Annotated in this window: 10 protein-coding genes and 1 pseudogene; 4 read left to right on the forward strand and 7 right to left on the reverse strand. The window is 40.7% G+C overall.

What is annotated here, in order from left to right; all coding sequences use genetic code 11:
• From Q7P41_RS00090 to uxaC, 6 genes and pseudogenes are all read right to left on the reverse strand, one after another.
• A pseudogene (locus tag Q7P41_RS00090) lies at positions 1-250 on the reverse strand (bifunctional 2-keto-4-hydroxyglutarate aldolase/2-keto-3-deoxy-6-phosphogluconate aldolase); the annotation flags it as partial.
• A gap of 5 nt (positions 251-255) precedes the next feature.
• Positions 256-1,800, reverse strand: a complete 1,545-nt coding sequence (locus Q7P41_RS00095; protein WP_303881048.1) for a tagaturonate reductase — start codon at positions 1,798-1,800, stop codon at positions 256-258.
• A gap of 23 nt (positions 1,801-1,823) precedes the next feature.
• On the reverse strand, positions 1,824-3,122 hold the full coding sequence (locus tag Q7P41_RS00100; RefSeq protein ID WP_303881049.1) for a TRAP transporter large permease: 1,299 nt from the start codon (positions 3,120-3,122) through the stop codon (positions 1,824-1,826).
• A complete protein-coding gene (locus Q7P41_RS00105; RefSeq protein WP_303881061.1) occupies positions 3,122-3,607 on the reverse strand; it encodes a TRAP transporter small permease in 486 nt (161 codons plus the stop codon). The genes Q7P41_RS00100 and Q7P41_RS00105 overlap by 1 nt, the downstream gene beginning before the upstream one ends.
• Positions 3,608-3,831: 224 nt before the next feature.
• Positions 3,832-4,824 carry a TRAP transporter substrate-binding protein gene (locus Q7P41_RS00110; protein ID WP_303881051.1) on the reverse strand — a complete coding sequence of 331 codons (993 nt, stop codon included), beginning with the start codon at positions 4,822-4,824 and terminating at the stop codon, positions 3,832-3,834.
• 95 nt (positions 4,825-4,919) lie between these two features.
• Complete coding sequence (gene uxaC, locus Q7P41_RS00115; RefSeq protein WP_303881053.1) at positions 4,920-6,347, reverse strand: glucuronate isomerase; 1,428 nt, start codon at positions 6,345-6,347, stop codon at positions 4,920-4,922.
• A gap of 281 nt (positions 6,348-6,628) precedes the next feature.
• Here uxaC and iolO point away from each other — a divergent pair, with 281 nt between their 5' ends.
• Positions 6,629-7,444, forward strand: coding sequence for a 5-keto-L-gluconate epimerase (iolO, locus tag Q7P41_RS00120; protein ID WP_303881056.1), 816 nt, complete (start codon positions 6,629-6,631; stop codon positions 7,442-7,444).
• A 161-nt stretch (positions 7,445-7,605) separates the two neighbouring features.
• Here the strand turns inward: iolO and Q7P41_RS00125 are convergent, their stop codons facing one another.
• A complete protein-coding gene (locus Q7P41_RS00125; RefSeq protein WP_303881058.1) occupies positions 7,606-7,827 on the reverse strand; it encodes a hypothetical protein in 222 nt (73 codons plus the stop codon).
• Between the two features lie 560 nt (positions 7,828-8,387).
• Between Q7P41_RS00125 and Q7P41_RS00130 the strand changes: the two genes are divergently transcribed.
• The 3 genes from Q7P41_RS00130 (at position 8,388) to Q7P41_RS12640 (ending at position 11,411) form a co-directional block, all read left to right on the forward strand.
• Complete coding sequence (locus Q7P41_RS00130) at positions 8,388-10,004, forward strand: mannitol dehydrogenase family protein (RefSeq protein ID WP_303881060.1); 1,617 nt, start codon at positions 8,388-8,390, stop codon at positions 10,002-10,004.
• A gap of 2 nt (positions 10,005-10,006) precedes the next feature.
• Positions 10,007-11,080 carry a mannonate dehydratase gene (gene uxuA, locus Q7P41_RS00135; protein WP_303881062.1) on the forward strand — a complete coding sequence of 358 codons (1,074 nt, stop codon included), beginning with the start codon at positions 10,007-10,009 and terminating at the stop codon, positions 11,078-11,080.
• 145 nt (positions 11,081-11,225) lie between these two features.
• On the forward strand, positions 11,226-11,411 hold the full coding sequence (locus Q7P41_RS12640) for a hypothetical protein (protein WP_369693115.1): 186 nt from the start codon (positions 11,226-11,228) through the stop codon (positions 11,409-11,411).
• Positions 11,412-12,537 lie beyond the last annotated feature (1,126 nt).

Consider the following 12,537-nt stretch of genomic DNA (forward strand, 5'->3'; position numbering starts at 1 on the left):
CCTTAATACAAGCTACAGCAGTTTCCGAATCGCAGACAGTCCCAGCTCCTATTAAGACATCTTGATCCGCCATATTCTCTTGGAGGATTTCTATGGTTTGTATCGCTTTGGGTACGGTCATGGTGACTTCAATGATCTTTATTCCTCCGTCGCGAATAGAGTTACACAATTTCAATCCTTCCTCTGCGCTTTTAGCTCTTACAACGGCAATTAGTTTTGCAGAAGAAATATATTTAACAACGTCGAACAACTTTCTTATTCCTCCCCTCGTATGGCAATATTTATTTCTTTTATAGTGTTAATAGCGCCTTTTGTTAAAAGGTCGTGTAAATAAAGGGCAATTCTTTCTAACATTTCTGGCACTTTTAATAAAGCTTCGGCTTCTAGTTTTGGATGAGAGAGGGCTTTTTCTGCAATGGTTCGGCATTGTTCTAGGCTTGGAGTGGCATCGGGGATATCCCAAATGTTCTTCATGTACTCAAGTATTTCGCGATCATCCCTGATGGGATATTCTTCTCCATTATCGCGCATGCCAAAGAAAGCTTTTCCGTCAGTTTTTGTGATTTTGTAAAATCTAAGATATCCAGCAATGGATAAAAGTAAGCGATTGGGCAGCTTTTCGCTCATGGAATAGAAATCAACAAGGCTTGGTATTACACGAACGGCGAGTTTACTCGTCGAATTTAAAGTTATGTCCAGCAAGGAGTGCTTAATGTAGGGGTTTTTGAATCTTTCTAGCACTTCTTGTGCGAATGCCGATATTTCTGATTTATTGCCGGGAACGGTAGGAACTACCTCCTCAAAAAGGAGGTCTTTCAAGTATGCACCTATAATTGGATGCTCAACCATTTCTTTTACATAATTTAATCCTGCAGCATAAGCTAAAGTGACAGTGGATGTGTGTCCTCCGTTTAGAATGCGAACCTTTCGTGTTCTGTATGGCGTAATGTCATCGGTGAAGATTACGTTGAGGCCTGACTCGTTTAACGGGAAAATGTCTTTTACAAAGCTTGGTCCCTCTATGACCCATAAATGAAATAGCTCAGATACGACGAGGTTGTTGTCTTCGTATCCCAATCTCTTCGTTAGGTCTCCGATCTCATCCCTTGGATGTCCTGTGACAATCCTGTCAACTAAGGAGCAACAAAACGTACAATCTTTGTCTACCCAGTCGATAAAATCTTTCTCCAAACCAAAATTGTTGCATAGCTTTAATACACATTCCTTCAGTATGTCCCCATTGCGATCTATAAGCTCGCATGGGATAAACACCAACTTAGCCTTATCTTTGCCAAGGGCCTTAAAACGTTCGTAAAGAAGTCTGGTGACTTTGGCAGGAAAAGAGCGAGGCGGATTACTATCGAAGCGATCGTCAGGTGATATGGCAATTCCTGCTTCGGTTGTATTCGAGACGACGATTTTGATGGCGGGGTCTTTTGCTGCATCAAGAACCTTATCCCATTCGCCATAAGACTTAAGGGCTTTGTCAACACTTCCAACGATCCTGATCTCCTCTTTTGGCTGACCTTTATACATTCCGCGGGCTACGTGAGTAAAAAGGCCATCAGAGGCATTAATAGCATCTGCTCTGCCCTCTGGAATTGGTTGAATTATTGTGACGCGACCCCCAAATACATTTTCGTTATTCGCTATTTGGATGAGCGAATCAACAAAGGCCCTCAAGAAATTTCCCTCACCGAATTGCAAAACCTTTACCGGTAAATCGAGGGTCTTCTCTTTAGGAAAAATTATTTCTTTGGATAATATATCTTTTAATGAGTTACGCGTAAGTCTTTGCATATTTAATCCTCCTAAAGTAATTATTATCCCATCAATAAATTAGGAATAAACAAACTCATAACAGGAATGAAAGTGACTAATAATAAAACAACAATCATCGCTAAATAAAAGGGAAGCATCGCCATTGTGGCTTTTTCAATTGGGATTTTCCCAACAGCGCAACCGACGAATAGAGCCGAACCTACTGGGGGAGTGCAGAGTCCTATTGCCAGGTTGAGCATCATCATAATTCCGAATTGTACGGGATCCATGCCTAAATTATTAACAACTATGGGATATAAAATAGGTGTTGTTATCAAGATAAGCGGAGCCATATCCATAATGCATCCCAATAAAATCAATAGCCCATTGATAAGCAATAACAACAGGATTGGATTTGTTGTAATATTTAAAAGAGAGGTGGTAACGAGAGCAGGAATTCTGAGGTATGCCAATAGCCATCCAAAAGCTTTTGCAGCAGCAATTAAACTCATGACCATTGCAAGAGTCCTTAAGGATGAGTAGAGTATCTTGTTCATTCGAGATAAGGGTATTTCCCTATAGACGAAAAAGGTAATTATAAAGGCATATACACAGGCTATAGCAGCCGATTCAGTAGCTGTGAAGATGCCTGAGATGACACCGCCAAGTATGATTACTGCAGTGAATATTCCAAATAAGGCGTCCTTGGTTATCAAAAGCGCTTCTTTAAAGGAATATGGTCTTTCCGTAGGGTAGTTGCGTTTAACAGCCATTATATAACTCACGATCATCAATGCTATTCCTAGTGTTATTCCTGGGATAAAGCCTCCCAGAAATAAACGACCCACAGAAACCCCGCCTGCGGCGAGTGAATATATGATCATGTTGTGACTTGGTGGGATAATAATTCCTTGACATGCGCTCGTTACTGTGACTGCAACAGAATAGTCGGTGTCGTATCCCTGCTTTTCCATCATTGGTATTAGAATGGCACCTATGGAGGAAACGTCGGCTACTGCTGATCCCGAAATTCCGCCAAAAAATGTACTAGCTAGCACGTTAACAAGAGCTAAACCCCCTCGAAATCTTCCTACAATAACATTTGCAAATTCGACTAAGCGTTTAGAAATCCCACCTTCTCCCATAATCTCGCCTGCAATAATAAAAAACGGTATTGCCATAAGCGAAAAGGACTTAACTCCTTGTACCATTTGCTGTATTATTACCATAAGCGGTATTTTAAGGTATATGGCAGTAAAGATTGACGATGCTGCCAGTGCGAACGTTATCGGAATTCTTAATATTAGCATAGTTGCAAAAGAGCCAAACAAAATCCATGCCGCTATTGCTGTACTTTGCATTAGTCATGACCTCTCAATGAATTGCTAAAGCTCATGATCTCGATTAAACAATTAGAAATGATCAATATTCCTGATAAAATAAGGGGAAAATAAATAACGGATGCTGGTAAATTAGAAGCAGGAAGTATAGATCTAGAAGTTACATTTACCAGTTTTATCCCGTAATGGACCATTATATATCCGACGAATAAAATTGTAATATTTGATAGTTTATTAAGTATAATATCGAGCTTTTGTGCAATTTTATAAGGTAATAAATTCATGTTAATGTGTAACTTCTCCTTCACTCCATGGGCTAAAGCGATGAAAGTAAACCAAACAATACAAACTAACGATATTTCTTCTGCCCATAGAATTCCAGAATTTAGCACATATCGCATAAAAACATTTACCGATACGATTATGACCATTACAGTAAGTAAAATCTTTGCAATCATTATTAGGAAACGATCAATAAAAGCAAGCACTCTATTGAGTTTATCCATTTTTACCAATGCTACCCTCCTGACTTATTGCATGTTATGGATAAAGAGCTTTTATAAATCGTATCTTTATTCATATGCTTCTATTTGTAGTTAAGCTCAATGTATGTTAAGCAATCACGTGTTGATGCCATAATTACTCTTCTCCAGGACGCCCCAGTTTTTACTTAGGCGACCCCGGAGAAGAGTGTGTTTATTTGACCGTGACTAAATAGGATTGTTTATGCCTACTTAACATTTCTAATTTGATTTACTATTTCTTTCAATTCTGGGCTAAGTTCATCGTACATCGGTTGAACTGCCTTTTGAAATTCTTCAAGCGTTTCGTGGGTTAATTCTGTATAAATGCTACCAGCTTTTCTTGTTTTCTCTTCTGCTGATTTTTCGAATTCTTTCCAGAGTTTAATTTGATAGGGAGTGGAGTCCTTTGCTGCTTGTTTGATGATCTCTTGATCTTCTTTTGACAATTTATCCCAAGACAATTTGCTTGCAATTATTATTTCAGGGACTCTAGTATGCCCATCAAGCGTGATGTATTTTGCTACTTCATAATGGCTAGTGGAGTAGTAGCTTGGTATGTTGTTTTCAGCACCATCTATTACACCTGTCTGTAATGCACTATAAACCTCCCCGAATGGCATTGGAGTAGCAACGGCATCTAAGCAAGAAATTAAATCTACCATTAGCTTGCTTTCCTGAACTCTTATTTTCATGCCTTTTAAATCGGATACTGATTTAATTTCTTTTTTAGAGTTATAAAAATGCCTTGCACCTGCATCGTACCAACCGAGTCCAATGAAATTTTTAGTCTCCAAGGAATTTAAGAACGCCTCTCCTATATGTCCATTAAGCACCATCCACATGTGCTCACTGTCTCTGTATAGGTAAGGCATCTGAAGCACATCTAGGTTAGGTGAAAAACTAGCAACTGGAGATATGCTAACACGAGTAATATCTATAGCGCCAAACTGTACTGCTTCGATCACAGATTTTTCTTCTCCCAATTGAGAACTCGGATAAACTTCGATTTTAATACGCCCATTTGTTCTTTCTTCGACCAAACGCGCAAATTCGTAGTCACCTTTTGTTGTAGGATAATCAGGAGCGTGTGTTTCTGCGAGTCTCATCACGATTTGCGGTTGTGCCTGTGCTGGTATGTTAACAGAGAAGAAAAGCCCTAAGACGGCCAATATAACACAAAAAGCAACAAACCTCCTCATAACAATCCCTCCTGTTTTTTAATGGTTCTACTACTATTTACTATTTTATCAATAAATTAATTCTAGATGATATTAGGTTGCAATCTCGTTATATGCTATATACTATTGTACGCTTCATGAAGCTGAAAATATTTCTTCGCGTTATAGTAACATATATCTTGGACTATCCCACCGATAAGTTGATAATCATCTGGCAATTCTCTATTACTCATATCTCTTCCTAAGATATTGCACAGTATTCGTCTAAAATACTCGTGTCTAGGATAGGACAAGAAACTGCGGGAATCTGTGAGCATACCAACAAAAGTCGATAAAACACCTATAGATGAAAGAGCTTCTATTTGCTTAGTCATCCCATCTTTATGGTCGTTAAACCACCATGCCGATCCCATCTGGATTTTGCCTGGCGTAATACCATCCTGAAAACAGCCGATAATAGAGGCGATAAGATCATTATCTCTAGGATTAAGGCAATAAATTATAGTTTTGCCAAGATGGCCAGTCCTGTCTAATTTGTCTAGTAACTTAACCAAAGGCATCCCCTGCTCGAAGTCTCCAATGGAGTCGTATCCGCTATCAGGGCCAAGAAGGGTCATCATTCTTGAGTTGTTGTTTCGCATAGCTCCAAGATGAAGTTGTTGTACCCATTCCTGTTTGTAGTCCATTAAAAGAAGTTCATAAAGCACAGCTGAGCGGAATTTCAAAAGGTCTTTCCTTTCTAGGGGGTGTCCGGATCTTACTTTAACGAAAGCCCTGTTAACCTCTTCGATAGTCCAATCTGCTGAGTAAGCAGTTTCTATGCCATAATCAGATATACGACAGCCGTTTTCATGAAAAAATTGATGCCTTTTCCATAAAGATTCTGTGAAATCTTCAAAGGAATTGATTGAGAGACCTGTTAACCTTTCTAAAGAATTCACCAAATTATTGAATTCTTCCGGAAGATGCGCATCCAAGGCTTTGTCAGGTCTAAAACATGGAAGTACTATTGTCTTGCATTGAGTATCACGGATGGTTTTGTGATGTTCCAGGTTTTCTGCAGGGTAATTAGTAGTACATAAGGCTTCAACCTTAAATTTCTCTAGTATGGACCGTACTGAAAAATCTCTTTGATGTAATAGCTCATTGCACCTATTGTAAATATCACTCGCTGTGTCAGGGTTTAATATCTCATCAATTCCAAATATACGCTTTAATTCCAGATGGGTCCAATGGTAAAGAGGATTACGAACAAGCCTGGGCACGACCGTTGCCCAGGCTTTAAATTTTTCTTCATCAGAGGCATCTCCAGTTATATACTTTTCATCAATACCACACGTTCTCATTGCGCGCCATTTGTAGTGATCTCCGCCTAGCCACACGCGGGTTATATTCTCAAACATTTGGTCGGCCGCAATGTCTGAGGCTGGCAAATGGCAGTGATAGTCAATAATAGGCATAGGTTCTGCATATTCATGATAAAGTTTTTGTGCAGCCTGACTTTCCAGTAAGAAATCATCACTTATAAAAATGTGATTTTCCATAATTATGTGACCCATGCTTTCTTATTAATAATCAGCACAAAAATTCCACACTCTGGAAATATATTCTACATCATGATCGAGAGTTTTGTCAAATTGAAAATGATCGCGTAAAATATTTGTAGGAGATTTTTAGGGGAGAAAAGAAAGTGACCGCTCCTTGAGGACGGTGCAAATTGGATAAGCTGGCTGCCCGAGTCAAAGTTAATGCTCGGGTGGATTCCACTTAAATATATTCCACTTAAATATAATGAAAGGAAAGTGATAGTATGAGTAGCATAAACTTGAGCGTAACAATCTCTGGTCTTGGTTCTAAATTTGCTCCCATTATCTTACAGGGGAATTATATAGAAGAAATAAATAAGGCGAGGGAAATCGGATATAAAGCTATTGAATTGCATATTCGTAACCCTAAAACAATTGATATCTCTGATATAATATCAGTCATAAAAAGCAATAATCTCACCGTATCTACTATAGGAACAGGTCAGGCTTATGTAGATGAAAAAATATGTTTTACTTCTATGGATGAAGGTATACGAAATGCAGCAGTGCAAAGAATTAAAGACCACATTGATTTCGCTGCCCTATTGGAGGCAAAGGTAATAATTGGTACCATTAAAGGTTTGCTTCCTGAAAACAGGAATGAGCGAGAAATAGCCCTAGAAAGAGTCATCACCTGCTTACAAGAGTGTGCTGATTATGCCCGGAATAAAGGTGTGCGACTTGTTTTAGAAGCAATTAACAGATATGAATCAAATTATCTTAATACTGCTGAACAAACAGTTGAATTTATTGAAAAGGTTAGTTCTAGGGCAATCGGTCTACATTTAGACACTTTTCATATGAATATAGAAGAGAAATCTATCGCAGAAACTATAAGACGATATTCTTCTTATTTAGAGCATCTACATTTTGCAGATAGCAATAGGTGTGTGCCTGGTTTGGGTCATATCAATTTTACTGAAATTTTAGCTACTTTACTCGAAATTAACTATGATGGTTATATTGGCATAGAAGCTTTACCCTTACCTGACGGTGATAGCGCTGCTCGACAGGCTCTCTCGTATATTGACGCCCTCTATTCCCGTTTAATATAATAATATAAAGCAGCTGAAACCTATTATTTGAATAACAATATTTTGTAACTTCTATTGCTTGTTTAACATCATTTTGCCCGGTATAACCGGTCAAGTCCTTAATCTTCTGTAAAATTACCCTCTGATTAAATTTAGAGGTTAAACTCCCGCTATAATTGGAGCTACTTCACCCATCTCGCACTGTTGCTTATGTTTCTGCCCCTGTTCCTGTTTTTTCCATTCCCAATATTCATCCATCTCGAAGTACTTCTTGCCTCATTTACCATATTTCGTCCTGTTCCATCAACAACGTACTTACCTGCCTCAACGTCGATACACGGTTCTGCTTTAGTTCTTTGTTGTTCCAGAAGTTGATTTGCAAATTGCTTTAAGACTTTCTTCAAGCTCTCGTCGTTGCCAGAAAATAGATGACGTCAATCCCCCTCATTCAAGGTAAGTAAGCAAGGGGTCATCGCTATCTCTTGGATAGTTTAGGTTTGTGGAAATTTTATTCTATCAGAGGGTGATGACCCCTTCAAATTGCTTTAGAAAGGTGTTGGAATAGGATTGGATCTATTGTTGGAAGAGCACGGGCACTTCTACCCAAAGGCCACGGCCTGTCTGCAAAAAAGACAGAAAAGAGCTTCTTGCTTTCTTCGACTTTCATGCCGTGCATTACAGAAACGGCGGTTTCGCATTAAAGGCTCTAATCTTATAGCAGGGTGATTGAAGGTGTCATTTTCAAGGACGGTATAGGGGTAACGGATCAATTCGAGGAGAGTGTCGCTTGAACGCCATATACCAGGCTTGACAATAGCTCGAAGCGGTTCCAGGAAATTCTACAAAAAACTTGACGCGGTCAAGAGCCATCGATTCTTTGACAATTTACACATGGGTATGGTAGTATGCAAGCAGTTTGCATATGAAGCTCTTTTTAAACCATTCAAAATGCAGGTGATGTAGGGTGAAGCTTCGCGTGCACGATTTAGAAAAGAGCGACGAATGGCAAGAAAGAGGATACGAACTACCTGCTTTTAATTTGCAGGAAATAAAAAAGTCTACAACCAGTGAACCGATATGGCTGCATTTTGGTGCCGGAAACATATTTCGAGCTCTGCCGGCTGCATTGCATCAGACCTTACTCAACAATGGTCTCTGCGATAGAGGAATAATAGCTTGCGAAGCCTTTGACGAGGAAATAATAAGAAAGATTTACGACCCTTACGATAATTTGAGCATTGTCGTTTCGATAAAATCCGACGGATCCATGCAAAAGAAAGTCATAGGAAGTATTGCCGATGCTTTAACCGCAAGCGACAACATTGATAAACTTTCAAGGATTTTTACCTCCCCATCCCTTCAGATGGTAAGTTTTACGATCACCGAAAAGGGATACTCTTTAGTCGATTCGAAGGGGGAACATTTCCCACAGGTCCTCCATGAATTTGAAAATTTCCCTAGCGCACCAAAGACCATAATGTGCCTCGTAACCTTGTTGTGTTATAGAAGATATCAAGCCGGAAGGCTGCCAATTGCTCTGGTAAGCATGGATAATTTCTTTCATAATGGCGACAAGCTCTACGAAGCTATAAATACATTCGCAACAAATTGGGCAAAGAAAGGTTTTGTCGATCTCGGCTTCGTAAATTACATCAACGACCCAAAACTTGTGACTTTTCCCTGGAGCATGATAGATAAGATCACGCCAAGGCCGTCTGAAAAGATAAAGGCCCTGCTGGAATCGGACGGTTTAGAAGACATGGAGATCATATGCACATCCCAAAACACTTACATTGCACCCTTCGTGAATACCGAGCATTTCCACTATCTAGTCATAGAAGATGCTTTTCCGAATTCTCGTCCTCCGCTAGAAAAGGCAGGTGTCATATTTACCGATAAAGACACCGTCGATAAAGTAGAGAGAATGAAAGTTTGCACCTGCTTAAACCCCCTTCATTCGATGCTTGCGATTTTTGGATGTCTTCTCGGATATAAGACCATCTTTGAAGAGATGCGTGACGACGATTTAAAATCCTTGATCGAAAGGGCTGGGTACGACGAGATGTTACCTGTCGTCGTAAACCCCGGCATTATAGATCCCGAGCAGTTCATGCGCGAAGTCATAGAAGAGCGCCTGCCCAATCCCTTCATTCCGGATACTCCACAAAGGATAGCATGTGATACCTCTCAAAAGATTCCGATCCGCTTCGGAGAGACGCTTAAAGCGCACATCGCAAAAGGACACGATATCACTGCTTTGACCTATATTCCCCTTTTTTTCGCTGGATGGCTTCGCTATTTGATTGGAACAGATGATAAAGGAGAGGCATTCGAGCTGAGCCCCGATCCTATGCTTCCCGAATTACACGAAAAAATGAAGCACATATCTATCGGCGACAAAGGCCCCTTTGGCGATATACTCAGGCCTATTTTATCCAACAAATCAATTTTTGGGATCGATCTATGCGAGCACGGCCTTGCGCCTAAAATCGAAGGCATGTTTGAGGAAATGTTGACCGCACCAGGCGCTGTGCGAAGGACGCTTAACAAGTACGTAAATATGGAGGTAGATATATCGTGAAGATGAGCTTTCGTTGGTTTGGACATGGACATGATCGTATTTCTTTAGAACAAATCAGACAAATCCCCGGGGTAGATGTCATCGTAACAAGCCTAATGGATGTCCCGGTAGGAGAGGTGTGGCCATTGGAGCGACTTAAGGCGCTAAAGGCAGAAGTTGAAAGCCACGACCTCAAATTAGAAGTAATTGAAAGCGTAAACGTACATGAGGATATAAAGTTAGGTCTCAAAACGCGGGACAGGTACATAGAAAATTATATAAAGACAATGAAAAACCTTTCCCAAATAGGGGTGAAGGTGATCTGCTATAACTTCATGCCCGCCTTCGACTGGCTGAGGACGGAACTGGAGCACAAACTTGACGAAGGTTCAAGGACCATGGTATACAGGCACGATTTCGTCTCCAAGATAGACCCCGAACACTTTGCCGAGCAGTTCATGGAACAGTCGAAGGATTCAGAACTCCCCGGATGGGAGCCCGAAAGGCTTAAGGAAATCTCAAAGACCATAGAAAGATATAAAGACATGACCGAGGACAAATACTGGAAAAACATCAAATATTTCCTGGACAGCATCATACCTTCTGCCGAGGAGTGCGACATAAAGATGGCCATACACCCAGACGATCCTCCCTGGCCCATTTTCGGTTTACCTAGAGTGATAACGAACCGGGAGAACATTCGCAAATTCCTCGATCTAAATAAAAGCGAATATAACGGAATTACCGTTTGTACCGGTTCTTTGGGAGCAAACAGAGAAAATGATATCCCTGCACTTATACGAGAGTTTGGTAAAGAAAAAAGAATTCATTTTGCACACCTCAGAAACCTTAAGTTTACCTCTGAAAAGGATTTCTACGAATGTGCACATCTGTCAAAATGCGGATCGCTTGACATGTTCGAGATCGTCAAAGCCCTTTATGACATAGGGTTTGATGGGTACGCAAGACCGGACCACGGGCGCATGATATGGGGTGAAACAGGACGACCGGGTTATGGCCTTTACGACAGGGCATTAGGTGCAGTTTACCTGCAGGGTCTGTGGGAAGCAATAGATAAAATGGCAAACAGGTATTAGAAATAGCCTTGCTTGATGGCAGCATTAGAATATTTTAAGCAAAACTTAAATGTGCACGAATTAGACAGATTGACTTATAATCCATTTTTCGAAGCAATCCAGCCACCACATTCTATTTTAGGTCAAAGCCGAGGTAGAGGTTCTCATAGCCAAGAGGTGGATATTGGTGGTATTGCGACGCAGGACCAGGACCTCCTGTAGCCTTGAGGAGCTAAATAAAGCTATCCCGGAATGTTTAGAGCAGCTAAACACGCGTACACTTCGCAGACTCGACAAATTCCAGATAACGTACAATAAATTTCGCACATTTGCGGAAGAAGAGACGAGTTAGGCAGCAGCCCTCGAAAAGGGTACAGTTTGTTTCTGGACAGAGGATCAAATTTCCCTATAGTATGTAAAAAGGTTGGGTAAGGTAAAAAAATATCAAGGACCACCCTCCCTTCGGTAATATGGAGGCAACCTAATAGAGAGGGCATAAAGGTAGCTCAGGTGAACCGTAAAGCGTCTGATGAAGGATATGGACTTAAAAGGAGCGTTTCGTGGTCGAAAATCAAAGACCACGACTCCTGAAAAGTCCCTTGTCGGATCAGCAGATCTGGTGTGTCGAAACTTCACCGCATTTCGCCTTAAGAAACTTCAGGCGGGAGGCCTTACGTACGTTCTCGTGAAGCGCCCTTGCCTACGTAGCGTTCATAGTCGACGTATTTACCAAGTGCATCGTAGGTTGCCGCACCTAGGTCTTTAAATGCCGACCTCACACTTGATGCTTTAGAGCAGGATCTATACGCCCGAAGGAATACGAAGGGGTTGATCCACCATAGCGACCACTTGCCCCAGGTATTTATCCATGCGCTATACTCAAAAGTTACGTGAGGCAGGGATAAAACATATCGTTGGCAGTCTCGATGATCCTTACTAAATGTCTTGACTTGAATGCATAATAGGTTTATATAAGATCGAAGTAATCTCTTAACGCAAGCATTGGTATGACCTTAAAGATATCAAGTTTGCCACGTTTGAGTGGGTGGATTGGTTCAACAACGAGAGGATATTTGATGCGATAGGAAATATTCCGCCTGCAGAACCTTTTAGGAAAAGTATTACAATTTCCAGGAGACTGAGGCCTTAGTGGCTGGACTCAAATAAATGTGTTTTGAGGAGAAGCCGGGGCGGTTTGATTTGATCCTTTTTATTTGTTTCGTTATACTTATTGAGGTATATATATCATATCACAACGTGGACGACCATAGATTGCTTTGCAGTTTGGGAGGTGTAGGTTTTGCTTTGGAAGATAGGGATTATCGGATTTGGAAACGTGGGCCAAGGTTTGGCTCATATATTGAATCGTAAGAAAGAGACTCTCAAACAACGATACGACTTCGAATTCATCGTAAACTTCATAGCCGATCCCGTTAGAGGTTCCCTTTACAACGAGAATGGGCTGGATTTAGATAGCG

The organism is Acetomicrobium mobile, from assembly GCF_937920065.1.

Bases quoted from the DNA above. Each gene is read 5' to 3' on its own strand.
- Q7P41_RS00110 (WP_303881051.1), bottom strand. From the start codon at position 4,824: ATGAGGAGGTTTGTTGCTTTTTGTGTTATATTGGCCGTCTTAGGGCTT.
- Q7P41_RS00095 (WP_303881048.1), bottom strand. From the start codon at position 1,800: ATGCAAAGACTTACGCGTAACTCATTAAAAGATATATTATCCAAAGAA.
- uxuA (WP_303881062.1), top strand. From the start codon at position 10,007: ATGAGCTTTCGTTGGTTTGGACATGGACATGATCGTATTTCTTTAGAA.
- Q7P41_RS00100 (WP_303881049.1), bottom strand. From the start codon at position 3,122: ATGCAAAGTACAGCAATAGCGGCATGGATTTTGTTTGGCTCTTTTGCA.
- uxaC (WP_303881053.1), bottom strand. From the start codon at position 6,347: ATGGAAAATCACATTTTTATAAGTGATGATTTCTTACTGGAAAGTCAG.
- Q7P41_RS00105 (WP_303881061.1), bottom strand. From the start codon at position 3,607: ATGGATAAACTCAATAGAGTGCTTGCTTTTATTGATCGTTTCCTAATA.